This is a genomic window from Halalkaliarchaeum sp. AArc-CO, from assembly GCF_024972735.1.
In the GTDB taxonomy this organism is placed as follows: domain Archaea; phylum Halobacteriota; class Halobacteria; order Halobacteriales; family Haloferacaceae; genus Halalkaliarchaeum.
The window spans coordinates 1,844,689-1,869,316 of sequence record NZ_CP087723.1 but is presented as its reverse complement, the minus strand read 5'-3'; the positions used below and the strand labels follow the sequence as shown (position 1 = coordinate 1,869,316).

Annotated in this window: 26 protein-coding genes; 12 read left to right on the top strand and 14 right to left on the bottom strand. The window is 64.5% G+C overall.

All coding sequences use genetic code 11. The features are described 5' to 3' along the window. The first annotated feature begins 234 nt into the window (after window positions 1-234). Entirely contained in the window at window positions 235-792 is a 558-nt protein-coding gene (locus AArcCO_RS09950) for a DNA-3-methyladenine glycosylase family protein (protein WP_321170503.1), read from the top strand. Here AArcCO_RS09950 and AArcCO_RS09945 read toward each other — a convergent pair whose 3' ends face one another. The 3 genes from AArcCO_RS09945 to AArcCO_RS09935 form a co-directional block, all read right to left on the bottom strand. Further along, window positions 793-1,350, bottom strand: a complete 558-nt coding sequence (locus tag AArcCO_RS09945) for a diadenylate cyclase (protein WP_259536424.1) — start codon at window positions 1,348-1,350, stop codon at window positions 793-795. Window positions 1,351-1,457: 107 nt separating this feature from the next. After that, entirely contained in the window at window positions 1,458-2,048 is a 591-nt protein-coding gene (locus tag AArcCO_RS09940; protein WP_259533277.1) for a helix-turn-helix domain-containing protein, read from the bottom strand. A 129-nt stretch (window positions 2,049-2,177) separates the two neighbouring features. Further along, window positions 2,178-4,010, bottom strand: a complete 1,833-nt coding sequence (locus AArcCO_RS09935; protein ID WP_259533276.1) for a fibronectin type III domain-containing protein — start codon at window positions 4,008-4,010, stop codon at window positions 2,178-2,180. A gap of 363 nt (window positions 4,011-4,373) precedes the next feature. Here AArcCO_RS09935 and AArcCO_RS09930 point away from each other — a divergent pair, with 363 nt between their 5' ends. The 3 genes from AArcCO_RS09930 to AArcCO_RS09920 are packed head-to-tail and all read left to right on the top strand — an operon-like array spanning window position 4,374 to window position 7,170. Further along, a complete protein-coding gene (locus AArcCO_RS09930) occupies window positions 4,374-5,279 on the top strand; it encodes a hypothetical protein (RefSeq protein ID WP_259533275.1) in 906 nt (301 codons plus the stop codon). A gap of 60 nt (window positions 5,280-5,339) precedes the next feature. Continuing rightward, the gene (locus AArcCO_RS09925) at window positions 5,340-6,413 is read left to right on the top strand and encodes an ABC transporter permease (protein WP_259533274.1); all 1,074 of its coding nucleotides are present in this window, start codon (window positions 5,340-5,342) and stop codon (window positions 6,411-6,413) included. Between the two features lie 25 nt (window positions 6,414-6,438). Further along, window positions 6,439-7,170 (top strand): ABC transporter ATP-binding protein, encoded by a 732-nt coding sequence (locus AArcCO_RS09920; RefSeq protein ID WP_259533273.1) that lies wholly within the window; start codon window positions 6,439-6,441, stop codon window positions 7,168-7,170. 27 nt (window positions 7,171-7,197) lie between these two features. On the opposite strand, the gene AArcCO_RS09915 is transcribed toward AArcCO_RS09920, so the two are convergent. After that, complete coding sequence (locus tag AArcCO_RS09915; RefSeq protein ID WP_259533272.1) at window positions 7,198-7,959, bottom strand: LiaF transmembrane domain-containing protein; 762 nt, start codon at window positions 7,957-7,959, stop codon at window positions 7,198-7,200. A 343-nt stretch (window positions 7,960-8,302) separates the two neighbouring features. Here AArcCO_RS09915 and AArcCO_RS09910 point away from each other — a divergent pair, with 343 nt between their 5' ends. Next, window positions 8,303-9,019, top strand: a complete 717-nt coding sequence (locus AArcCO_RS09910) for a hypothetical protein (protein ID WP_259533271.1) — start codon at window positions 8,303-8,305, stop codon at window positions 9,017-9,019. A 53-nt stretch (window positions 9,020-9,072) separates the two neighbouring features. Further along, window positions 9,073-9,816 (top strand): fumarylacetoacetate hydrolase family protein, encoded by a 744-nt coding sequence (locus AArcCO_RS09905; protein WP_259533270.1) that lies wholly within the window; start codon window positions 9,073-9,075, stop codon window positions 9,814-9,816. Between the two features lie 91 nt (window positions 9,817-9,907). Here AArcCO_RS09905 and AArcCO_RS09900 read toward each other — a convergent pair whose 3' ends face one another. The 4 genes from AArcCO_RS09900 to AArcCO_RS09885 all read right to left on the bottom strand — a co-directional run bounded on the left by AArcCO_RS09900 (window position 9,908) and on the right by AArcCO_RS09885 (window position 14,625). Continuing rightward, a complete protein-coding gene (locus AArcCO_RS09900; RefSeq protein WP_259533269.1) occupies window positions 9,908-10,723 on the bottom strand; it encodes a response regulator in 816 nt (271 codons plus the stop codon). A 230-nt stretch (window positions 10,724-10,953) separates the two neighbouring features. Beyond that, a complete protein-coding gene (locus tag AArcCO_RS09895; RefSeq protein WP_259533268.1) occupies window positions 10,954-11,271 on the bottom strand; it encodes a hypothetical protein in 318 nt (105 codons plus the stop codon). Between the two features lie 129 nt (window positions 11,272-11,400). Further along, the gene (locus AArcCO_RS09890) at window positions 11,401-11,964 is read right to left on the bottom strand and encodes a hypothetical protein (RefSeq protein WP_259533267.1); all 564 of its coding nucleotides are present in this window, start codon (window positions 11,962-11,964) and stop codon (window positions 11,401-11,403) included. Continuing rightward, complete coding sequence (locus AArcCO_RS09885; protein WP_259533266.1) at window positions 11,965-14,625, bottom strand: heavy metal translocating P-type ATPase; 2,661 nt, start codon at window positions 14,623-14,625, stop codon at window positions 11,965-11,967. Between the two features lie 206 nt (window positions 14,626-14,831). On the opposite strand from AArcCO_RS09885, the gene AArcCO_RS09880 reads away from it, so the two are divergent. The 4 genes from AArcCO_RS09880 to AArcCO_RS09865 all read left to right on the top strand — a co-directional run bounded on the left by AArcCO_RS09880 (window position 14,832) and on the right by AArcCO_RS09865 (window position 17,793). Next, window positions 14,832-15,890, top strand: coding sequence for an NAD(P)/FAD-dependent oxidoreductase (locus tag AArcCO_RS09880; RefSeq protein ID WP_259533265.1), 1,059 nt, complete (start codon window positions 14,832-14,834; stop codon window positions 15,888-15,890). A gap of 72 nt (window positions 15,891-15,962) precedes the next feature. Continuing rightward, window positions 15,963-16,628 (top strand): MinD/ParA family ATP-binding protein, encoded by a 666-nt coding sequence (locus AArcCO_RS09875; RefSeq protein ID WP_259533264.1) that lies wholly within the window; start codon window positions 15,963-15,965, stop codon window positions 16,626-16,628. Window positions 16,629-16,653: 25 nt separating this feature from the next. After that, a complete protein-coding gene (locus AArcCO_RS09870; protein WP_259533263.1) occupies window positions 16,654-17,280 on the top strand; it encodes an RAD55 family ATPase in 627 nt (208 codons plus the stop codon). 96 nt (window positions 17,281-17,376) lie between these two features. Further along, window positions 17,377-17,793: a DUF3054 domain-containing protein gene (locus AArcCO_RS09865; RefSeq protein ID WP_259533262.1), complete on the top strand. Its 417-nt coding sequence runs from the start codon at window positions 17,377-17,379 to the stop codon at window positions 17,791-17,793. A gap of 18 nt (window positions 17,794-17,811) precedes the next feature. Here AArcCO_RS09865 and AArcCO_RS09860 read toward each other — a convergent pair whose 3' ends face one another. Continuing rightward, entirely contained in the window at window positions 17,812-19,116 is a 1,305-nt protein-coding gene (locus AArcCO_RS09860; RefSeq protein WP_259536422.1) for an MFS transporter, read from the bottom strand. A gap of 343 nt (window positions 19,117-19,459) precedes the next feature. Here AArcCO_RS09860 and AArcCO_RS09855 point away from each other — a divergent pair, with 343 nt between their 5' ends. Then, complete coding sequence (locus AArcCO_RS09855) at window positions 19,460-19,711, top strand: DUF8015 family protein (protein ID WP_259533261.1); 252 nt, start codon at window positions 19,460-19,462, stop codon at window positions 19,709-19,711. A 69-nt stretch (window positions 19,712-19,780) separates the two neighbouring features. Next, the gene (locus tag AArcCO_RS09850; protein WP_259533260.1) at window positions 19,781-20,779 is read left to right on the top strand and encodes an ornithine cyclodeaminase family protein; all 999 of its coding nucleotides are present in this window, start codon (window positions 19,781-19,783) and stop codon (window positions 20,777-20,779) included. A gap of 47 nt (window positions 20,780-20,826) precedes the next feature. Here the strand turns inward: AArcCO_RS09850 and AArcCO_RS09845 are convergent, their stop codons facing one another. The 5 genes from AArcCO_RS09845 to AArcCO_RS09825 all read right to left on the bottom strand — a co-directional run bounded on the left by AArcCO_RS09845 (window position 20,827) and on the right by AArcCO_RS09825 (window position 24,591). Then, window positions 20,827-21,342 carry a DUF8215 family protein gene (locus AArcCO_RS09845; protein WP_259533259.1) on the bottom strand — a complete coding sequence of 172 codons (516 nt, stop codon included), beginning with the start codon at window positions 21,340-21,342 and terminating at the stop codon, window positions 20,827-20,829. Beyond that, entirely contained in the window at window positions 21,339-22,406 is a 1,068-nt protein-coding gene (locus AArcCO_RS09840; protein WP_259533258.1) for an mRNA surveillance protein pelota, read from the bottom strand. The genes AArcCO_RS09845 and AArcCO_RS09840 overlap by 4 nt, the downstream gene beginning before the upstream one ends. 64 nt (window positions 22,407-22,470) lie before the next feature. Further along, on the bottom strand, window positions 22,471-23,127 hold the full coding sequence (locus AArcCO_RS09835; RefSeq protein WP_259533257.1) for a DUF4013 domain-containing protein: 657 nt from the start codon (window positions 23,125-23,127) through the stop codon (window positions 22,471-22,473). A gap of 57 nt (window positions 23,128-23,184) precedes the next feature. Continuing rightward, window positions 23,185-24,177: a DUF4013 domain-containing protein gene (locus AArcCO_RS09830; protein ID WP_259533256.1), complete on the bottom strand. Its 993-nt coding sequence runs from the start codon at window positions 24,175-24,177 to the stop codon at window positions 23,185-23,187. A gap of 207 nt (window positions 24,178-24,384) precedes the next feature. Further along, a complete protein-coding gene (locus AArcCO_RS09825) occupies window positions 24,385-24,591 on the bottom strand; it encodes a ferredoxin (RefSeq protein WP_259533255.1) in 207 nt (68 codons plus the stop codon). Between the last annotated feature and the right edge of the window lie 37 nt (window positions 24,592-24,628).

Genomic DNA, 24,628 nt, shown 5'->3' with positions numbered 1-24,628 from the left:
GTGACAAACGACGATCGTGACCGCGTTCCGACCAAGACAGTCGATGAGTTCGCCGGCCGGTACGACGACTGCGCCCGGGAGTACGACGACAGGTACGACCCGACAGAAGACGCGAACGATTCCCAGAACAGTACGTACGTGCGTCTCGTCCGACTGGTCGCCCACTACGCAGATCCGAACCTACCGATCGTTCCGTATCAAAAGTTACTGTGGTCGGCTCCCTACCGGGTCGTGATGGAATCGCTGTCCGAGGATCCGGTCATGGCCGACCTGATCGAAACGCACGGGAAACTGACGATCGAACCGGCCGACGACATGTTCCGCCGCATGGCCGCCTCGATCATCAATCAGCAGCTTTCGACTGCCTCCGCCCGGGCGATTCGCACCCGGGTGTTCGATCACGTCGAGGTGACACCCGAGGGGATGCTCGCTGCGGATCCGACGGAACTCCACGAGCTGGGGCTCTCCGAGTCGAAGGTCGAGTACCTCAAAAACGTCGCCGACGCTCACCAGACGCGGGGCTATTCGGTGGCCTACTTCGAGGGGATGACCGACGAGGAAGTAATCGCCGAACTCACCGAAATCAAGGGCGTCGGGACCTGGACGGCGAAGATGGCATTGATATTCTGTCTGGGACGGGAGGACGTTTTTCCCGTCGAAGACCTGGGGATCCGCCGGGGAATGGAAACCGCCTACGGGCTCACACAGCGGGACGCAATGATCGAAAAGGCCGCAGAGTGGGCCCCGTATCGGAGCTACGCGAGCCGGTACCTGTGGCGCGTCGTCGACTGACTATTTTTCAGGCCGCCAGCGGCCACCGATCTCCTCGCGGGGATAGTCCTGATAGGTGCCGTCGAGGAACGTCGTGACTCGCCCGTCTTCTTCACTGAGCGTGATCACCCACAGGACTTCGTCACGGATCGACGTTTCGAGCGCGCTCATGTGTTTGGCACCCATCCAATCGCCGTATTCTAAGTTGCCTGCTTCCCTGATGGACTCCCGACTGGGGCTGCGGACCCGAACCATCTGCTCTTGAACCGTCCCGTCCCCGGTCACGACGACAGCCCCGTCGCGGCTGAACGCCACGTCTCGAGCGACCTCAGTGAACCTGTCGGACGACTCGGTGACGACCTGACAGCGCTCGATCGGCCACCTGTTGTCCCCCATCGGATCAGTGTAGGCATCGAAATTGATGTCGGCAACGATCAACAGATACAGACTTGGACCGCTTATGTACTGTTCGCCCCACCGATCGAATTCCAAGCTCAGGGTCTCGGCAGTGTATCTGATGTGGTCCATGAGCTCCTGACTGGTCGCATACCTGTCCAAGACGTGATCGAGTTCCTTCATGCTGACACAGGCATACATACGACACGTGGTCGGTTAAGTACGTGCCCGGGAAGCGGCAGGGTCACGATCGAAGCGTCCCCGATACGCGCATCGTATCTCGGTACCGCTCACTCCAGCACCTCACCCAGCACGTTCCGCTCGGCGCGCTGGAGGTGCTCGGCGACTGTCGAGGGGTCGAGATCCAGTTGTGCGGCGACCTCGTCGGTCGAGGCCTCCCGCGGGACCTCGTAAAAGCCCATCTCGTAGGCGGTCTCGATGACCTCTCGCTGGCGGTCGGTAAGCGCGTCTACGGGATCGTTCGGCCCGTCGTAGGTCCCGAGCTTCCGGAGATCCGGCGACACTCCCGCAGCTTCGTACTCGCGGATGGTTCCGGAGATCGACTCCTGTGACCCCACGAGCGACATCGTCGCCTCACGATCGGAGAGCTCCGGATCGCAGGTGCCGATCAGGTCCGCAGCCTCCTCGGCGAGGCTCTCCGGGAGCTCCGGCGCCGTGAACTCGATGACGTACAGATGACCGCCGTCCGTCTCCGAGACGTGTTCCCACTCGTCGACACAGGAGAGGTCCTGGAGACGCGTTTCGTCGTATCGCGATTCGACCGTCACCTGGACGATCCCGCCGGTGCCCCGGCACGCGAGTTCCTCGAACTTCCGGATCCCCGCCTCCCGACCCAGGGCGATCAGTTCCCCGATCCCCATCGCCTCGAACTCCGCGTCGTCGACCGAGACGTTCGCTTTTCGTATGAGTTATCCCGTGTTCGGACCAGATCCGCTAGAATTGTGCCCAACATACTGGGGACGCTTGCGACGGCAACGCGGCCGGTCAGGTCACTGCGGAACCGATACCGAAAGCTCACCTGCGTCGCCTCCGCCGTAGGTCGCGCTGGCGTACTCGTACAGCTCCTGCTCGTCGACCTCGGCAGGGTCGTACGGGCCTGGCATGACAAATACGGCGAGATGGAGGTGGCGTTCGGGTGCGCCCTCGTCCAGTTCGAAGGCGACGGAGACCTCGGTCGGGTCATCACTGTCGGCAAAGGAGACAGATCCGTCAGCGACGCGTACGTCCCCGAGCTGGCCGTCAGTCTGTTTCCGCCGGAACGACGGGTTCTCGGTAACGCCGTCGGCGGAGTTTCCGAGCGCTGCGACGACATCGTCGGGGTAGTAGCGGGGCGGCTCGGGCGGTTTCTCGCCCGCCCCGAAGTCGACCTGCCAGTAGACGAGTTCCTGATCCCCTTCACTGGACTCCTGGTCCTCTTCACCGGACTTCTGGTCCTCTTTTGCCTCCCCGCCTGTGGTCACGAACGAGCGAACGTCCCCGCGGTCGGTCGCGTCGTCAGCGTCCGCGATCGCACGGAACTCGTAGGCCATCTCGGGATCGAGTCCCGACATCCGAAGGTCGACGGTTCCCGTCGATTTCCGCGTTTCCATCTCCGTCGTCCACCACGTCTCCGTTCCCGACTCCCGCCACTCGAAACCGACTGTAGCACTGTCAGCCCCGTCGAGTTCCGTCAGTTCGGCGGCAAGCCTCGCAGCCGAATCGGTCACCTCGGTCGCGGCGAACGTCTCGATCGAGAGCTCCGGCTCGGCTGGATCGTCGGAACTGATCGGTACGTACTCCCCGGAAGTGAACGTCAGCAACTGGCCGACAGTGGTCTGGCCGTCGACGTCGGCGACGGCGCGGAACTCGTAGGCCGTCTCGCTTTCGAGTCCGGGGATCGGATGCCGGAACGTCTCGGGTGTGTCCACAGTCTCGACGTCGGAGGTCGTCCACGCTTCGGTTCCCGCTTCCCGCCACTCGAAATGGACGTCGACCGACTCGGCCTGGTCGAGATGCGTTACTTCGCCGATGAAAACCGCGTTCGAGTGTGTCACGTCCTTCACCTCGACGGTTTCGATGCCGACGGCCTCCGGCTCTTCGGTCGTCGTAAACGAACTGAGATCGCTCGTCGCTGCGATAGATTCCCCGTCGGCCTCGGCGACGGCCCGGAACTCGTAGGCCGTCTCGCTTTCGAGCCCGGACAGCGAGTGCTGGAACGTCGTCGGGGACTTCCGACTCTCAGTACCGGAAGCTGTCCACTCCTCCGATCCCACGGGCCGCCACTCGAAGCCGACGATCGCTTCCTCGAGGCCGTCCAGTTCCGTCACCTCGCCGACGAGGGTAACAGTCGAATCCGTCACCTCGGACGCCTGGCCTGTTTCGACCGCGAGGTCGATCCCCGTCTCCGTCGTAAACGTCCGCGTTTCGCCAACGTCCGTCTCACCGCGTGCCTGCGCGACCGCGCGGAACTCGTAGGGGGTATTCCGATCGAATCCGGTCGACCCGATGCTGAAGCTCCCGGGGGATTCGAGGACCTGCGAACTCGTTTCGTTCCACTCCCCGTCGGTCTCGCCCCGCCAGTCGAAGTGAACGGACGTCGAGTCGGCACCCTCGAGTTCGACCACCTCGCCGACGAACGTCGCGGCCGAGTCCGTCACATCGGTGGCCTCTGCCGTGTCCACGGCTACAGTTACCTCGGGATCAGGAGGTTCCCCCTCCTCGTCGACCTCCGTTTCCGGGTCGTCTGCGGCGGAGAACGTCGCTCCGGACAGACACCCGCTCGTTCCGGCGACGAGCACGCTCCCGGAAACCAGTGCGCTCCTCCGCGTGAGTGAATCGTCCATCACTCGCGAGCAGAACCCGAGGACTCTTTGGTAATTATCGGATAATGGACCGGTAGTTGTTCTATAACAGCGGTAGGCAATTCGATCCGTTTCGACTCCAAAACCGTGCAAACTGTGGCCGAAACATAAATTTACACGTATTGTATTATGTAAATAATATTGGGTTGCCAACGACTGATAACGAGGATCCGGTCCCGCTGCAGACGACGTCGAAAACAGGCTGCCTTCCGGCACGTCGGTTCATCTATCCGAGAATTTTTTGTAGCGTGTCACAATATACCGACTCGGTGGACAAAATTGGTTCGTAAACGACTCGTAGTCGCTTTCGCTCTCGTTCTTCTCACGGCGGGATGTACAGGAGCGTTGACAAGTGGAGACGCCCAGCCGGTCGAACAGATCCCCGACGGGTCCGAACTCGTCGTACACGTAGACTACGGTGAACTCAGCGAGGATCCAGAGACGGAGCGTCTCCTCGAGGCGTTCGCCGAGGAGGACCCCTCGGTTGAAGATCCCGCCGAGATCGAAGAGGAGTTCGAGGACGAACTCGACATCGACCCCGACGACGTCGACACCGTCGTCGCGTTCGTCGACGACCTCGAGGCGTCCGAACAGCCCGGCGAAGATCAGTTCGCGCTGATCGCCCACGGGGAGTTCGAGGGCGACAGCGTGATCGACGCCATCGAGGATGAAGAGGGCGACCTGGAGGAGACGGAACACAACGGTCATACCATGTTCACGTTCGAGGATAGGTCGGTGAGAGGGGACGCCGCCGCGATCGCTTCCCTCGGAGAGGGGCAGGTCGTCGTCGGTGACAGACAATCCGTCGAGGACGCCATCGACACCTCCGCCGGAGACCACGACGCGCTGAGCGGCGATCTCCGGGACGCCTACGACCGATCGACCGAGGACGGCCTCATCTCCGTCGTGGTGGACTTCCCCGGCGAGGAGGTGCCTGCAGACGACGCGGCGTTCGGCCTCGACACGTCGGTCCTACAGTCGGTCGAGACGATGTCGTACGAGTACTACACGACCGACGGTGCTGCCGGCTCCGAACTCCGGCTGTACACTGACCGCGCCGCCGACGCCGAGGACGTAAACGACGTCATCTCCGGGGCGCTGGTCGCCTTCGGCGACACCGGAATGGCGGAACTCGACGCCGAGATCGAGAAGATCTCCGCCGACCAGAGCTCCGAGGACGACACGGTCGTGGTCGTCACCTACGAGAGTGATCTCGACGACATCGAAGCGTTGCTGGAGACACTGCCCTGACCGTGGGAAAGCGAACAGCCGATACAGCGACCGCGGTACCCCCCGTTCAGCCACACACCCGTGATCCGTGACACACTCGTCTTTCTCTGGACGGAAGCGTACGGCGCACGGCGCAACATCGCGGTCCTACTGGTCGGCTTCGTGCTGCTTCCCGGCCTGCTGGTGGGAGGGACCGTCGGCTTCGATCAGACGCTGCCCGAGGACGTCCCGATCGGCGTCGCGCCGGGCGATGAGGCAACGACAGACGACGATTTGACGCTCGCCCAGGGTGGCGTCGCGCTGCTTGGCACGCCCGAACCGTACGATACGCGCGAGAAAGCGATCCGCGGCCTGGATCGCGAGGAAGTGTACATCGTGGTGCTGGTTCCGCCGGACGTCCTCGACCAGGAGACGACCGCGGAGTTTCGGATGCTCTCTCACGGCTCGGCGGTTCCGTTGATCGACGCGACCGGGCTGCTGGCGCTGTTTCTGGACGCCGAGCTGTCGTCGCTACTGTCGGGGCCAGTCGAGGTGACCCACGAACAGCGAGGGGTGGAAAACACGCTCTCGGAGTACCTCATTCCGACCGGGATCACGCTGTTCGTGCTGTCCGTGGCGCTGCTGTACGTCCCCTACGACGTCAGGGTCGACAGACAGGTGCTCGACCGGATCCGCCACCAGTCGCGGCTCGAAGCGTTCCTCGCGGCGAAACTGCTGTTTTACACGGCGATGATGGCGGTCGTGCTGGGCGCGATCGCAACGGCGAACCTGTGGCTGGAGTACCGAATCGACGTGGCGACCGTCGAGACGATGGCTGCGGTCGGCCTGCTGTTTCTTTCGACTGCCGCAATCGGGACGGGGGTGCTGTTCCTCACAGGCCTCGGTCGCGTCGCGTTGTTCGTCAACCTCGGCGTCCTGGTGGGGATCGCCGGGCTCGGGAGCCTGGTGTATCCGGTCGGGTTCTTCTCCCCGGTTCGAATGGAGATCGCCCGCAGCCTACCGCCACACTACCTCGCAGTCATCATCCGCGGGCACGTGCTCCGGGGCGATCCATTCGGCGTCTACCTCGACTGGTATCGGTTCCTGGGGCTGTACACCCTCGCGTGTCTCGGGTTCTGCTGGGTGTGTGTCCGCAGCTACGAATGGAGGGCCTGAACACGGATGACGGGAGTGACCGACCGTGAGTGACCGAACCGACCCGCACCGAGAATCGGTACGCGAGTCCGTACACGAACTCCTGACACGCTGGACGCGACCGCTTCGTCCGGGCGGCAACTACCGAACCCCGGCCGAGGGAGACGAGACGCCGGCGATCGAACTGGGGGGGATAACGAAGCGGTTCGGCCCGATACTGGCGCTGGATGGCGTCGACTGCCGATTCGAGCGGGGGAGGGTTCACGGCGTCGTCGGGCCCAACGGCTCCGGGAAAACCACGCTCTTCGAGATCGTGTTGCGACTGCGGCGACCGACCGCGGGCACCGTCATCGCGCCCCCGCCGGCGGAGATGGGATACTCGTTCCAAAAGCCACAGTTCTACGGCACGCTCACGGTACGGGAGAACCTCCGCGTGTTCTCGCGGCTGAACGCCCCGATCGATGCGGAGTGGCTGAAAACGCTCACGGGAGATCTCGGACTCGACAGGGTCGCCCACCGGCCGGCCGGGGAACTCTCCGGGGGGTTCCAGCAGAAACTCGATCTCGCACTCGCGTTCCTGTCGCACCCGGACGTGGTGATCCTCGACGAGCCCCTCGCGGACGTCGACGAACTGTCTCGGGGGCGGATCCTGAAGTTGATCGGCAACTACACCGACTACGGGGGGACAGTGCTCGTTTCGTCACACAACCACGAACTCCTGGATCCGGTCGTCGACAACACTGTCGAACTGCTCGAGGGAACGGTCGTGACAAAGTAAAAAACGGACAGGGGCGTCCCTTCGGTACTAGTCTCTGACCGACGCCTCGCCGAACGCGACGAATCCGGTGACGACGAGATCGGCACCCGTCCTCTCCCCAGTCGGATCAGCCCCCCCTCCGGTCGGATCAACCTCTTCCCCGGTCGGATCGTCCGCGAGCGCCCGGCGGGGACGCTCGTCTGCGGCCGACCCGAGCACGGGAACGACCTCCATCTGGACCACCCAGTCCCGCGGGACGATCAGCTGGGCCTCGCCGAACAGCACCGTCAGGTCGACCCTGGCAGGTCGATCGGTGAGCTTGGCGTCCCGGAGATCCAGCGTCGTCTCGCCGAAAATCGTCGTCAGATCGCCGCCGACGAACGCCTCGGAGGTGTTTCGCTTCTCGACGCCGCCGAACACCGTTACCCCGGAGGTGTAGCTCGCGTCGGAACGCCGGACGCTGGATCGATACTGTCCCAGCGCGATCGACAGGCCCAGCGCGATCACCAGCACCGGCCAGTAGACAACCAGCTCCTCGGCGGTAGCGTAGCCGAGAACGCTCAGCTGAACGGCGCCGGCGACGCCGACGATGACGACCGGTCCGACGATGCTCCGGTAACCGCTCTGGACGAACAGCCAGATCCCCAGCAGGACGAACAGCGACGGAACGTACTGCAGGAGGCTGCGGGTCTCGAAAATCCCGGTGGTCTGGAACAGCAGGAGTACGCCCACGAGAACGACTAGCGCTCCGAGGAGGAATCGGCCGGACGGGAGAGGTCGCGATCGGGTCGTGGAGGTCATAGTAGACATACAGTTCGTACGGCAGCCGAGGATATATAGTCGCAGTATCAGTTTCGTTCCGCGGGAGGCGAGCCGTGGCCACACGGCACACTCCCGCGCCACACGGCACACTCCCGCGCCACACGGCTGGGAACCGATCCCGGCGAACGTTCCCGGCGCCACACCACCTATTTATATACTACACGGCCTCCAAGCCGACGACAGAACGCCGAGGAGGCCGACACTCGTTGATGAGCTGGAACCGAACCGGAACTGACACCACACGTCGCACCGCAGAGCTCGCCACACGACGCGCCGCAAATCACACGCGCGGCGCGATGGCGAGAACGACCCAAAGCCGGGGGAGATGACCATGTTCGCGACTGTCACTGGACTCGTCGTGATCGCGCTCGGTCTCGCGATGGCATGGTACGGCAGCCGGTCGCTGGTTGTGGTGCCGAAACTGTTCGCGGCAGAGATCCGCGAACCAGGGAAGCTCAGAGCCACTGGCGAGTTCGTCGCCTGCCGGGGACGTGCAGTCGCAGTCGGGGAGACGATCGAGGCGCCGTTTACGGGCGCCGACTGCCTGGGGCTCGAGTACGAGGTGACCGAACGGCACCCGTTCGGGATCGCCTGGCCCTGGACCGACGCGTATCTCGACGACGGGGTCGCAACCACCGCGTTCGACCTCGAAAGCGACCGGGGGACGATCCGAGTCGACCCCTCCCCGCGGCGGTTCTCCCTCGACCTCCCCGGCGAGGTCGTCACCGCCGACGCCGACGGGGGTGTGCCGGACCGAGTCCGTCGATTCCTCGAAGCCCGCAACGTCCCCGATGCACCCGAGTGGCTCCAGTCGATCCCGGGTCTCGGCCGCCGGCGCTTCGTCGAACGACGGATCGATCCCGGCACCGAGTACGTCGTTTTCGGACGGATCGAACGCAGGGACGGCACGGTCGCACTCGAGGGAGATCTCGTGATCGGCGAGGAGAGCCCCTCGAAGATCGCGAAGGCGCGGATCCGATCGGCGGCGTTTCCTCTCCTTGTCTCGCTTTCGTTTCTGATCGGGGGCGGCTGGCTGCTGCTTGCCTGAAGGGAAGTCGCCGCCTCACGAATCCTTTTGAATACCGGCGTGGAGTTTTACCCATGCATTACGCGCGATTTCGCGATCCGGCCGGCTCGATTCGTCGGGGGACGTTCGATCCCGGCGCTGAAACCATCGCCTTCGGCGGCACCACCTACGACCTCGACGATCCCGAAGTCGACGTTCTGCCACCGTGTGAGCCCTCCAAGATCGTCTGCGTGGGACGCAATTACGCAGATCACGCCGCCGAGATGGGAAGCGACGTTCCCGACCGGCCGCTTCTGTTTTTGAAGCCGCCGAACGCGCTTGCAGCCCACCACGACACCGTCACCGTCCCCGCCGGCAAGGAGCGCATCGACTGGGAGGCGGAACTGGCGGTCGTGATCGGCAATCAGTGCCGGAACGTCGACGCCGCCGACGCGATGGACGTCGTCGCCGGCTTCACCTGCATGGACGACCTCTCGAACCGGGAAGACCAGCGAAAGGAACAGAACTGGGTCCGCGGGAAGGCGTTCGACAACGCCGCACCTCTCGGCCCCTGTATTGCGACCCCCGACGAGGTGCCGGCTGACGCGACCGTCCGGTTGCGGGTGAACGGCGAGACCAAACAGGAGGGCTCACGGGCGCAGTTCATCTTCGACGTTCCGACGTTGATCCAGGAGATCACCGCCTACCTCACCCTCGAGCCGGGCGACGTCATCGCCACGGGAACGCCGGAGGGGGTCGGGGCGCTCGCGGACGGCGACAGCGTAGAAATAGAAATCGAGGGCGTGGGCACCCTCGAACACGACGTCGTCGTTCCCTGATACTGATTATTGTAGCGATTTACCGGTCGATCGGCCACCCGGCCCGCCGATCGTCCGGTTACGGTCGAGAGTAATCAGTATGAGCCAGATATCAGTCCGTTTCGGCCACCCGATCCGGATCGGACAGTCCCGCCCCGTTCGACAGGGCGTCGACCTCCGCCAGAAACCCGACGAAGTGCGTAGACTCCCCGGTTTCGTTGCCGATCGGGGCGACGTCGATTCGGGCCTCGAGTTCCGCCCCGTTCTCCCGGTAGCCGATCAGCTCCCCCGAGACTGGAACCTCCGCCTGGATCGCCTCACAGAGTCGCCTGACGGGGTGGCTCACGGATCCGTTCTCGAGGATCGACCGAAAGTCTTCTCCGAGGAGATCGCCCGGATCACACCCCGTGAGTTCTCGAAACCGCGTATTCGCGTAGACGACAGGCGTTCGTTTCTGGCGAACGTCGGCCAGGAGGACCCCGACGGGCGCAGCGTCGAGCGCGCGATAGCCACGCTTCATCCGCGTCTCCGCCCGATGTTGGGAGACGACGTTTCGGATGCGATTTGCGAGCACTTCGTACTGTTCCGTTCCGGTCTCCTTTTGCAGGTACTCCGTGACGCCCAGTGAGATCGCCTCGCTGGCGATTTCCTCTGACCCCTTTCCGGTAAACAACACGAACGGGACGTCGACCCCTCGCTCCCGAACCTCTTCGAACAGTTCGAGGCCGTCGAGCCGCGGCATCTGGTAGTCGCTGACGACGCAGTCGAACCGCCTCCCGGTCAGACGGTCGACCGCTCGCTCTGGATCCGTGGCCGTCTCGACGGCGATCCTGTCGTCGTGGCGCTCGACGAACGTCGCCGCCAGTTCGACGAACTGTTCGTCGTCGTCTACGTGTAACACGTCGATGTCGTCGCGTAAGTTGACCATGGTTTCTGAGTATCAACCTCGATTCGGAACAAACCCGAAACGGATAGCGTCGAGTGTGATCGCGGATTACCGTCTCTTTTGGAGTCTTCCTGGCTATCATATTTAATTTTTTGTAGAGAAGTAGTTAGAAATACTACAACTACAGGAAGAATAAATTACAGCTATCGCGGGACCAGAAACCGCGAGAGACGGGTCGGGAAAAACCGGCGGCGAAAGAGGAAGTTCGGTGCTCAGATCCGCTCTTCGAGGACGTCACCGTCGCTTTCGTCGGCGATCTCGATTGCGAGGTCCTCGCTGTCGCTGCGGAACCGGCCCACGGCGACGCCGATCAGCGAGACGATCGAGAGGACGCCGGCGATCGCCACGAGGGTCCGAAGGCGACGGCCCTCGGACGGTCGCTCCATGGTCCTCATCTCCGTCTCGGTTTCCATTTCGTCGCCCGACGCGTGATTTTCACTCGCGGGAGCCTCCTCGGCGAAGTCCAGACTGGCAGGGCCGATCTGGGCGCCGTCGAAGTGCAGTTCGAACATAGTGATTTTGCGTGCCATACAGAACGGATGCGTCCCAAATATAAATAGCAGTACTGACACGAGATAGCAGGAGTCTGGTTCCGCCCGTAAACATATCGAACTCGGACCCAGTTCGGTCACGAATTGGCCACTGGTTACCGAGGAGATTCACCGTTCCGGGACGTTGCGGTCCGGGAACTGTTCGTGGAGATCCGTCGCTCGGACGTCTATCTCCCAATCGTCCGGAGGTTCCCCCCGTCCATCCTGGATCGTGAGGATCCGGAAGCCGGATCCGCGTCGATGGATCGTCGCCCGATCGCCGAACTGCAAACGGTTGAACGTCCGGCGAGGTACACCGACCTGCCCCCGGTCGTTTTCGAGGGGGGACCTCTCGACTGCATCCGGGTCCGAAAAGCCGACCACGTACGCCACTCCATCGAACCGACGCTCGAGCTGGCGTTCGGTTTCTTCCGAGACCCGAACCGCTGTCGGCGACCGAACGATGTCGGGATACGCTGCGGGCTCCCAGCCGTACACTCGGCTCTGTCCATCGGACCACAGCCAACAGAGGTCGGCGCCGTATCCACGTCCGTCCGCTTCGAGCCAGCGCACGCTGATGGCTTTATAAGAAAGAGTGGCGTCCTCGATCCCGGGAATCCTCCCGAGACAGCCGCCGGTCGCCGTGAGAAGGGGCACGCCGAGCGCCCCCAAGACGGTTCGTCGCGTCGGCATTCAGTTCCACAGCCCGCGGAACGGCTTGAGCACCGCGAGCGTGTAATCCTCGTGGGGATCGTAGCCGCGGAACGCCAGCGAGTTCGCCATCACCGACACCGAGGACCCCGCCATCGCCAGCCCCGCAAGCGCCGGATTGAGCAGGCCCAACGAAGCGATCGGGATCAGCGTCGCGTTGTAGACGAACGCCCAAAAGAGGTTCTGCCGAACCTTCGAGATCGTCGCCTCGGAGATCCGCAGCGCCTTCAACACGTCAGCCGGGTCGTCGCGCATCAGAGTGACGTCCGCAGACTCGATCGCGACGTCGGTGCCCGAGCCGATCGCGATTCCGACGTGGGCGGCGGTGAGCGCCGGCGCGTCGTTGACCCCGTCCCCGACCATCACGACGCGGGAGCCGTCCGCCTGAATGTCGTCGACGACGTCCGCCTTGTCATCGGGGAGCACCTCCGCGCGGACGTTTTCGGGCGGGATGCTGACCTCCTCTGCCACCGCCCGGGCGGTACGCTCGTTGTCGCCGGTGAGCATGTGGACCGCGATCCCGCGGTCGGAAAGCGCCGCGACCGTCCGTTTCGCGCTCTCTCGGACCGTGTCGGCTGTCGCAAGGACGCCCAGAAGCTGTCCGTCCAGCGCGACGAGCATTGCAGTCTTCCCTTCCCGTTCGAGTTCGAGCAGCGTCTCCTCGGCGGGTTCGGGGTCGACTCCCTCCTCGCGAAGCAGCTTGCGGTTGCCCACGAGCACCTCACCGTGGGGGATGGTCGCCCGGATGCCGTGTCCGGGGACGTTCTCGAACTCGACGGGCTCCTCGAGGTCGAGCCCCCGGTCGTGGGCGCCGTCGACGATCGCCCGCGCGAGCGGGTGTTCCGAACCCGACTCGGCGCTTGCAGCGACCGCGAGCAACAGCGACTCGGCGCCGAGCGAGTCGCCCACGGAGTCGACAGCGGCGACTCCCTCCGGATCGGCAGCCGCCCCACCGTCGGCGCGCGCCTCCTGCACCGAAACGACGTCGGTGAGTTGCATCTCGCCGTGGGTCAAGGTGCCGGTCTTGTCGAAGATCACGGCGTCGACGTCGCGGACCTTCTCGAGCACGTCGCCTCCTTTAAACAGAACGCCGTTGGTGGCCGAGATCGTCGAGCCGACCATCGTCGCCGCCGGCGTCGCGAGTCCGAGCGCACAGGGACACGCGATCAAGATCGCGGAGGCGAGCACGACCATCGAGAACTCGATGACGGGGATCCCGCCGAGTTCGACGCCGATCGGACCTCCGCCCACCGGGCCCCACAGCGGAAGCGACGTGACAAACGCGTACAACGGGTCGGGAAACAGAAACCACAGGGTCGACCAGAGCACCGCGTTGACGATGACGGCGGGCACGAAGTACGCGCTCACTGTGTCGACGAGCCGCTGGATCTCCGGCTGCCGCGACTGTGCCTCCTTTACGCGCTCGACGATCTGCTGGAGGGCGGTGTCGCGGCCGACTTTCGTCGCCTCGACGACCAGCACGCCGTTTTCGTTCACCGTCGCCCCGACGACCTCGTCGCCGGGCGACTTCTCTACGGGGACGGACTCGCCGGTCAACATCGACTCGTCGACCGCAGAGTCGCCGTCCACCACGACCCCGTCGACGGGAATCTTCTCGCCCGGTCGAACCTTGATCCGATCGCCGACTTCGATCTCCTCGATCGGGACCATCTGCTCTTCGCCGTCCCGAATCACCGTCGCCTCGTCGGCCTGCATCTCCAGCAGTTTCCGCAACGCATCGCTGGCCTGCGCCTTCGAGCGCGCCTCGAGCCAGTTGCCCAGCGTGATGAACCAGAGGATGAACGCGACCGCCTCGAAGTAGAGCCCGCCGGCGACCTGGTAGCCGATCAATGCGGGGGCGGCAAGAACCGCCGTCGAGTAGACGTAGCCGACGCTCGTCCCCATTGCCACCAGCGTGTCCATGTTCGCCTGCCGGCTCTTGGAGAACGCGCGCCACGCGCCTCGGAGGAACTCGCGTCCGAGCGTCGCCATCAGGACCGTCGCCAGCAGGAACTCGAGCCAGCCGACGCCGACGGAGAAACCGAACACCGGAATGGCTTCGGGCAAAAATCCTGGATAGAACATGTCGATCATCACGAGGACGAACGGCGCGGTCAACACGCCGCCGCCGACCGTGAGCTTCCACTGCTTTCGCATCTCCCGGCGGGCTGCCGACTCGCGGGTTCCGGACTCGCCGTCCCCGGTGCCGTCGTCCCCCTCCGATTCCCGGATCGGCTCGTAGCCGGCGTCCTCGACGGCGGCATAGACCTCCGACAACGAAACGTCGACCGGGTTGTACCGCACCCTGGCCTCGTCTGACGCGAAGTTGACGTCCGCCGAGAGCACGCCCGGCAGCGCCTCGATCGCCGTCTCGTTCGCCTGCGAACAGTTCGCACACGACATGCCGGCGATGCCGACCGTTCGCGACTCCGAGAGCGGTTCGTACCCCGCCTCGGCGATCGCCTCGAAGATCTCCTCCAGGTTTACGACCTCGGGGTCGTACTCGACGGTCGCCTCGTCGGTCGCGAAGTTGGCGTCGGCTGCCGATACGCCCTCGAGTTCGAGGGTCGCGTCCTCCACGGAGGCAGAACACGTCGCACACGACATACCCGTGATCTCGATGTGCGCTCTGCGAATACCCATTACGAGTAGTACTATTGGGGGCCTCGTTCAACCGGCTTGTGGTTTCGTCCGTGAAAATGTAACCCGACAGAATCTCAGAAGTCGTTGCGAATTTCCCACCTAATATTTCATTTCCAAAGTGACCGCCGAAGAACGGGACGGGTATAGTTGTGTGCCTGCAGAACAATATCAAAACGTACATACGCGGGACGCACGAATCGAGATGTATGTCGGAAGACGTGGTCGAACATCGCACGCTGATCGTCGCAGGGACCGGAATCGCCGGCCTCAGCGCGGGCATTTACGCGGCCCGTGCGAACAACGACCCGCTGTTGATCGAGGGTGACGAACCGGGCGGACAGCTGACGCTTACAACTGACGTGGAGAACTATCCAGGCTTCCCCGACGGGATCTCCGGACCGGACCTGATAAACCGGATGAAAGAGCAAGCCCGAAAGTTCGGCGCGGACGTGAAAAACGGCATCATCGAGACAGTCGACGCCGACGACCGGCCGTTCCGAGTCGAGCTCACGAACGGCGAGGTGTACACCGCAGACGCGGTCATCGCCGCCTCCGGCGCCTCCGCCAGAACGCTGGGGATCCCCGGCGAGGACGAGCTCATGGGGTACGGGCTGTCGACGTGTGCCACCTGTGACGGCGCGTTCTTCCGGGACGAGGACATGCTGGTAATCGGCGGCGGCGACGCCGCGATGGAGGAGGCGAACTTCCTCACCAAGTTCGCCGACACGGTGTACGTCGCCCACCGGCGCGAGGAGTTCCGCGCGGAGAAGATCTGGATCGACCGGACGATGGAAAAGGTCGACGACGGCGAGATCGAACTCCTGTTGAACACCGAAGTGACCGAACTCCACGGGAGCCCCGAAGAGGGGATCACGAGTGTGACACTCGTGCAACACCCGGACGGCCATCCGACGGAGAAACTCGAGGATCCCGAAACCGCAGACGAGGTCGACGAGTTCGAGTTCGAGGTCGGCGCCGTCTTCTACGCGATCGGTCACACGCCGAACACAGGCTACCTCGAGGGGACCGGCGCCGAGTTCGACGAGGAGGGATACCTGCTGACGGAAGGCGGCCGCGGGGGCGGACAGACGAAAACCGGCGTCCCCGGACTGTTCGGCGCCGGTGACGTCGTCGACTTCCACTACCAGCAGGCGGTCACGGCCGCCGGAATGGGGGTAGAGGCCGCCCTCGACGCCGACGAGTACCTCACCGAACTGGACCGGGAACGCAGAGCCGACTCCGCAGTCGCGAGCACGGACGACTGAGCTCCCGATCGCGGGCAGGCCCTCCGACCCGTTCGGCGGTCGTTTATATACGAGCCCGAGCCAGCAGCCCCCATGCTCGCCGTCGCCGGCGGAAAGGGAGGATCGGGGAAGACGACCACGACGCTCGGGCTGGCACGAGCCCATCCGGACACCGTTCTGGCTGCCGATCTCGACTGGGAGATGCCGAACCTCCACGCCATGGCAGGCGTGAACCGGCCGAGTCGAACGGAAAACTCCCACCTCTGGGGGCCGGAGTGGCCGGGACGCAGCCGGGCCGAGGGGTTCGATTGTGACGTGCTTCCGGCACCACCCGTCTCCTGGGGTGAGCGTGCCGACGTGCTTTCGGGCTTGAGTCGTCTGCAAGCGACAGCGACGCCGGTGCTGCTGGACTGTCCCTGCGGGATCGCCCCCGACGCGGTGAAGCCGCTGTCCTTCGCCGATCGAACGGTGATTGTCACGACGCTCTGTCGCGCGAGCGTCAGGGGAGCGGTAAAGACTGCAGCCGCCTCCAGGGCGGTGGGAACGCCGGTATCCGGCGTGATCGCGACGCGGACGGCGACCGCCGGCTCCCGTCTCGAATCGCTGCTGGACGCCCCCGTACTGGCGACGATCCCGGAAACGGACGACAGCCCGCTTTCGTCACCGGCCGTTCGGGAGTCGTATGCCCGGGCCATCGACAGTCTGGTAGCCGAGAACCCACCCGATTATCAGACGTGGAAAACCCGGAACAACAGTTAACTTATTCCCCAGAGAAATCAGGTGCATGCCGAAGCGACTGCCGACCGGAATCACCGTCCTCGACAGACAGCTCGACGGCGGCGTCCCGGCCGGCAGTATCGTCCTTTTGAACGCCGACCCCGCGAGCCAGTCGGAGCTGTTCCTTCACGAGCTGTCCGCCACCCGTGGGACACTGTACCTGACGACGGTTCGCTCGGAAGCGGCAGTCAGGGACGCGCTGGACCGGTCCACCGCCCGCACCGGAAACCCGACAATTCGGGACATCGGCGCCGACGCGCCGCTGGATCACGCGAACCGCCTCGTAGGCGCGCTCCCGGAGGAGGCGAACCTCATCGTCGACACGCTAGACCCGCTGGAGTCGTCCGACTCGGCGCGGTATCGGAACTTCCTCAACAGCGTCCAGACCCACATGGCAAACACCGGCGGTCTCGCGGTCCTGCACGGATTGACCGGCCGCAGCGTCCCGGAGAACCGCGACATGACCGAACACATGGCCGACGTCGTCTTCGATCTGGAGACTGAGGTCCGCGGAAGCGAGATCGTAAACCGGCTGGCCGTGCCGAAGTTCCGCGGCGGACGCGCCCCCGGCGAAACGATCAAGCTGAAACTCGAGGAGACGGTCGCGGTGGACACGAGCCGCGACATCGCCTGATCGACGCGTCGGTCCTGCGATACCGACGGACGACCACCGAACGCCGGGACGGCCTCAATCCAGTCAAGTCTTTATGTCCGAGCGTAAACTCCGGATATGGACGTTGCGTCGTTCCTCGAAGAGCGGATCGATCCCGGAACGGTACCGATCGCAGTCGGCGACATCGTGTTCCTGCTCGTTTTTCTCACGATCGGCGCCCTGCAACACAACCCCGGCGACTACCTCGCCGAGAACCCGCTGGTGTGGGCGGGTATCGTCGCACCCTTCATTATCGGATGGGTCGCCGTCGCCCCGCTGGTGGGTGCCTACTCTCCCGGCGCGGGCGAGTCCGCCAAATCGTCGATCCCGCTCGCCGTCAGATCCTGGATCCTCGCGGCGGTCCTCGGGATGGCGCTGCGTGCCTCGCCGCTTTTCGCCGGCGGGTTCGCCGTCACGTTCGCGGCCATCATGCTCGGCGGCGGCGCACTGTTCCTCGGTGGCTGGCGATATCTCTACTTCAAACTGTTCGGGTAGTCCGACCGGTAGGACCAGTTATCTCGACCGGGCCAGATACAGCCCCAGTAGCGACGCCGACGTCGCAAACGCCGCCAGCACGAAGAAAAGCGCCGTCGAGTCGGCGTACGCGAGTACGGTTCCGGCCACGGCTGCGCCGAGCGATCCGACGCCGAACACACCCAGATACGTGTAGCCGTACGAGAGCCCCCGCGTCCCCGGCGGAGTGTACTCGGCGACCGTCGCCTGGTACAGCGGCTGGACGACGAACAGGAACACGCCCAGGAACACACCGAAGACGGCAAGCGGGCCCAGACCCATCCCCGAGACGATCGGGAACGTCACCGCGAGCACCGCGAGTATCCCGAACGCGCCAGCGATGCCGTATTCGACGGGGAACCGATCGGTGAGTTTCCCGCCGATGTACTGTCCGACGACTCCGATCATCAACAGCCCGGCGTAGAAGTAATCGCTCGGTTCGAGCGTCTCGCCGTCCGCGGGATCCACCCCGAGAAGATCCGCGACCGTGCCGGGCAGCAGGTCCGCGATCGGAATGGCCTCGAAGCCGGGCAGTGCCCGAAGCAGCTCCGGCAGGAACGTCAACACGCCCCGGTAGTAGAGCCCCGAGAACATCACGATCAGGAACACGAAGACGAAGCTCCCCGCGAACAGACGCTTCGATTCGGTCAGAAACTCCGAGAACGACTGGACGCCGCTTTCGGCCTTCGATCCCCCGTCTGTGGCCGCGTCGCCGGCCGTCGCGTCGGGGGTAGTCTCGTCCGGACGCGTTACGGCGGCCTCCGGGTCGAACCGCGCGCGGTGGGCGAACACCGCCGCGAGCAACGCGGGGATCGAAAGCGCAAGCGCCACACTCCGCCAGTCGAACAGCAACAGCAGTATCGCGGCCACGAGCGGTCCCAGCCCGATCCCGAGGTTGCCGGCGATCCCGTGGTACGCGAAGCCGGTTCCCCGCTCGTGGACTCCCTTCGAGATGAGCGAAAGCCCCGCCGGGTGATAGACGCTCGCGGCGACGCCCCACAGGACGATCGCCGCGGCGACGGCGAGCAGGCTCGGAGACAGCCCCAAGAGGAGGTACGAACCGCCCATCCCGGCGAGACAGGCGGTGATAAGCTGGCGGGAGCCGATACGGTCGACCAGCACGCCCCCCGGAAGCGCCCCGAGGCCGAACAGCCCGTAGCCGATCGTCAACACGACCCCCAGCGTCGCCTCGTTGACTGCAACCGACGTGAAGCCGAGCGACAGCGTCTCGAACTCCAGCAACCAGATGGTCACGAAGATCGGAAACGCCATCTCGTAGGTGTGGACCATCGCGTGGGCGATCATCACGAGTGCGGTGATCGCTCTGTCGTTGCGGTTCACTACTGGTCACTCTCGTCGGCGAACTGTTTAACTGTTCGATGGCGGCACGCTCTGCAGCGAGTACCCCGAGCAACCAGTGTGGATTCCCGGATCCACAGCGTCTCGAAACGGCTTATTATTACCGTAGAATAAATCACGTTAGGTGTGAACACAGTAGTTCGTCAAACGTTCATAGCAGCCCAGAATACGCCGATCGCAGAGAATAAAAATAATAAGTTATACAGTTACCATGGAATGGTGTTTGAATGGTCATTGATTAGTCACGGGGAAATTTTATATACTAATTTTACATAGTATGGAGTGGATTATGACTGGGTACTACGACCACGTTCTCGGCCTCATCCCCGTATCGCTGATCGGAATCACCGGGATCCTCGGCGCGTACGGGTTGCCGTTGTCGGCCGCCGTGTTCGTCGGTGCCCTGCCCTCCCTGTTCTTTATGCTCCACGCCCTCTTCGTCGCGGCTCCGACCATCGAACGTCCGAACCACTCCCCAGTCCGGCGGTCGGCACGATCGGCCGCGACCAGAGGCGAGGGCGGCCCGCCGCAGGCGGACTGACTTCCGGGTCCGATTCGATCAGTCGAATCGGCCGAACACGTTTTGACCCCCGGAACCACAACCCCGGATATGACCGAAGCGCTGTTCCTTCGAAGCGACGAGGTGGCCGATCTCGCAACGCCGGCAGAGTACGTCGACGCGGTGCGGGAGGCGTATCGACAGCGCGGCAACGGGGCCCCCGCCGAACCGCGGACGAAACTCGTAGCGGAGAATCCGCCTGGGATGTTCACCGGGTACGCTGCCGTGTTGCCTGAGACGGGAGCCATGGGCGGGTACATGTACTCGGCCGGGTTCGGGGCGGGCGACGCCTGGTTCGTCACGCCGCTTTTCGACGCCGAAACAGGGGAGCCGCTCGCGATCGTCGACGGGGCGTCGATGAACCCCTTCAAGACCGGCGCAGCCGGCGCTGTCGGTGTCGACGCGCTCGCCCGCGAGGACGCCACCGACCTGGCGATCATCGGCTCGGGTGCGCAGGCGCGTGGTCAACTAAAGGCGACGGTGACGGTCCGGGAGTTCGAGCACGTCCGGGTGTACTCGCCGACGCCGGACAACCGGGAAGCGTTCGCCGCAGAGACGGACGACCTCGTCGATCCGGCTGTCGAGCCAGTCGAGTCGGCAGCTGCGGCCCTCGATGGGGCCGACGTCGTCGTCACGGCGACGAACGCCTCCGAACCGGTGATTGCCGACGCCGACGTCGAACCTGGCACCCACGTGACGGCGATGGGGCAGTACACGCCCGGCAAAACCGAACTCGAGCCGGAGACGATCGCGCGGGCGAAATACGTCCCCGACCTCCGGGATCGGGCGACCCAGGACGCCGGTTCGTTTCTGGCGGCACTGGAAGCGAAACTGATCGACGAAGACCACGTCCACGCCGAACTCGGGGAGATCGTCGCCGGGGTCGAACCCGGCCGCACGGACCCCGATGAGGTGACGGTGTTCGACTCCGGCGGGACCGGGATCGAAACGACCGCCGGGGCGTATCTGCTGTACCGGCGTGCCCGGGAGGCCGGACGCGGCACCGAGATCGATTTCGCACCCGCAAGCGAGGCGCTCACCGGGAAGTAGCCGATTCGGAGGTCCGTCCGGCACACAGCAGGACAGTTCGACCCGCCTCAAACCCGTTCGGTCGGGTTGGTCGTCGGAGTCCCGTACAGCGTCCGGTAGGCCCTGGGGAAGGCCGCCATCCCCGCTACCTCGACGACGCCACCGGCCACCATCGCGAAGAGGAACGACCCGGCGGTGTCGAACGCAGAGACGGCGACGGACGCGACCCCGAGCGTCGCGATCGCGAACACCGCCGAGAAGTAGACGACTCGGAACGGCACCGACGAGAGCTCCCCGCGCCGGGGCCACTTCCCGACGTCGACCTGTCGGCTCCGGAAGATCGCAATCGAGAGCACTCCAAACGCGATCGCGCTCAACCCCGCCAGCGGGACCGTGTCGGGAAACGTCGTCTGGGCGAGAAACACCGGCAAGAATGCTGGCGTCGACAGCACCGAGAACTCGACGCCCGCGAAAAACAGCATATCGGCCCAGTAGGTGAGCCGGTCGGCCGACCGCGAGACGAACGAGGAGCGTTCCCCCGTCGCTTTCGAGGACGGATCGTCGGGCAGATCCGCGTCGGTCATTGGAGTCGGTATCTGAGCAGAGCGGCGATCCCGCCGAGGTTCTTCAGCTGTTCGCCGGGGGCGAACTCCGAGGAGAACACGACGACCTCGCCCCCTTGCTGTTCGGCCCGCTCGATGACCTCGTCGGCGTCGATTTCCCAGTCGCCCTCGCCGTGTCGTTCGGTTCTGAGCCGCTCGTCGAGCACGAGCAGCGTTTCGACCGCGCCGAACTCCGCCGCCTCGGCCACCGCCTCGGGGCCGTAGGAGGCTTTCTCCCCCTCCGCGATCCGCTCGGTGAGCTCGTCGATCAGTTCGGCCTCGCGGGCGATCCGGGTCTCCGTCTGGACCTCCTCGACCGCGCCCCGCTTGAGCACCTCGTGGACGCCGCGGTCGCCGACGCTCGCGGTGTCGACCACCGAAATGCGGTCGGAGAGCTCCGGATAGTTCTCGTCGACGTACTTGTGGGCGTCACCCTTCGTGAATCCCGGTCCGGCGAGGATGATCGCGTCGGGATCCAGATGCGACAGCGCCTCCCCGAGTTCGGAGAACAGCTCCGCGCGCGGCCTCGCGTACTCGCCTTTGCCCGTCGGTCGCGTAATCGATGCGTACTCTTCAGTGCCGTACTGCTGGACGGTGTGGATCGAAGCGGCCCCCTCCTCGACGGTCGCGATGGCGACCTCGGGGTTCTCTGCGGCACCTTCCGCCTCCTCGAGCCGGTCGATCTGGTCGGGTTTGAAGACCTTCTCGACGGTGATCTCGTCGTGCTCCTCGACGTTGAGCGTGTGGTGGTGGCCGAGCTGGTCCTCCCGAGAGCAGCCCACGATGACTCCCCCGACCCGGAGCCTGTTTGCGAACCTGGCGAACTCCACGTCCTCGAGTTCGATGGTGACGTGCAGGTGTTCCCGCTGGCCGCCGGTGTCCCGGAGGTTCTCCTCGTCGCGCTGGATGCGGCGGGTCGTGTCACCCTCGACGAGGTCCCCTGGTTCGAGGACGTGCGAGAGGTGCCACAGGTCGTCGACCGTCTCGGGCACGACTGTGATTCGTTCGCGGCCCTCTTCCCCATGGCCGCGCTGGACGATGCGCATGAAACTGGATTCGATACCCCGGCTAACAACCCTTCCGTTTCGATCCCTTCACGGCGACTCTCCGTTAGGCGGGACGGGGAAGCCCAGCGGCGTCCCGTCCGTCGGCGTACCCCTGGGCGAAGCAGTAGTAGACGGCAATCTGGACGTAAAACAGGACGAAGATCCCGATGAGCAGGAAGCTGAGGAGGCTTCCGACGAGCCCGCCCACGATCGCGACGAAAACCCCGAACAGGATCCCGCGGGCGTACTCGGCGGTCGTCACGATCTCACGGAGCGTGCCGAACTCGAAGGCAGCACCGATCGAATCCTCGACTGCGAAGTTGGTGACCGCCGCGGGGACGACGTACGAGACGACGATCGCGTAGCCGAGCGCGATCAGGCCCACGATCAGCCCGATTACCGCGCCAGCCCCTTCGCCGATGGCAGCGCCGGCGCCGCCACCGATCGCCGAGAGCACGAGCACTGGGATCCCGATCAACAGCCCGTAGCCGAGCCCGACGACGAAGAGTTTGAGCCCGTCCACGAAGAGGTCGCCCCAGTCCGTGAACGACGGGGCCGTCGATTCTCCACTGGATACGCCGCGGAGCACGCGGACGTAATAACCCTGCACGAGGATGATCGGAATCAACAGGAACTGGAGAATCAACAGGATCCCACCGATCGCGATCGTCGGGAGCCAGTCGTCGTTCGTCCGTGGATACGAAATCGCGTCTCCGAACATACCTGTTGGTTCTTTAGCCGACTATTTAAATAATGACCCGAAAACCGCATCGGTTTTTCACTCCTCGTCGACGTCAGCCCACTCGAACGATCCGGAATCGTCACCCGCCGCCCGGGACCCGGCTGTGTCGGACGACTCGTCCGAAATCGACTCACCCTCCCGCGACGCAGCACGCGAGAGCACGTCGCTTGCAGTGAGCGGAACCCGTCGTCCCACCTGGACGTCTGGGGTCGGTTCGGAGGGAAGTTCCCCGTGCGTCTCTGCGGCGACCGGATCGGCTTCCTCCGCCGCGTCGACGGCGACCGGCTCCCCGCTCGCGTCGCTTGCAGCCGTACAATCCAGCGTCTCGCTCGCCCCACGCCCGTACAGGTTGTGCGCGACCACCCGGACGACGAACAAAAGCGGGAACCCAACGAGGACGGCCAGGAACGGTCCGACGAGGACCAGCCCGGCCAGCGTGACGAACATCGCGACCAACCAGCCCGTGGCGAATCCGCCGGAGAAAGCCACGCGGAGGTTCCGCCGAGGCGACAGTCCGGCCGCGAGCCGTCCGGTAGCCGCAAAGCAGGCGAGCGCGGCCGGACGGACGTACAGGAACGCGAGCAGGTAGCCGATCAGGAGCACGGCGACGAACCCGATCGAGACCGCGTAGACGGGTTCTGCCATCCCGCCGAGGTCGACCCGCCCGAGCTGGATGACCGCACCTGCCGCGGCGCCGAGCGCGACGAGGAGAACTGCCGGAAGGAGCAATACGATCGAAAGCAGCACGCTGGCGACGCCGGCCCGATAGAGCCCGCCCCACCCGACGAACGATGGAACGCTCGTGTCCCCCGCGAGCCCGCTTTGTATCACCCGCACGTAGTAGCCGCGCAGGACAAGCGCCGGCGCGAGCGCGATCGGCGCCAGGAGAACGGCAAGCGGTGTGACGACCAGCAACCCGAGCCACAGCGGAACGAAGACGACGGTCAGGAACAGCAGCACTCCGCCGACGATCGCCGTCCCGATCCCGTCGTCGGAACGGGGAAGCACCGCCAGCGCGTCCCGGAGCATACGGTACACTTTCGGGGGCGGAGTATAAAAGGGTCGACCGGTCGGGGCTGTCGGAACCGCGCGGAATCAGGCGATCACCGTCGACCGGTCGGAACTGACAATCAGGTGCCTGTGAATCATTCACACAGACAGCGCGAGAGGATGGGAAGGCCGGAGCGGGGACAAAAAATCCGACACAGAATCAGCGCGTTTCCTCAGCGTGCGACGTTACTCGGAGACGGTGATCGCGTCGACCGGACAGGCCTGCTCGGCCTCCCGGGCCATCTCGATGAGCGATTCCTCGTCGAGCTCCTCCATGCCGTCGACGACGTGCGCGAGCCCGTCCATGTCGTCCATCTCGAAGACGTCCGGCACGGTCGAGGCACAGATTTCATCGCCAATACACAGGTCTTGATCGACTTCGACAGTTACCATCGGAAATTCCCTCGTCACCTAGTATACTGGCTTCTCG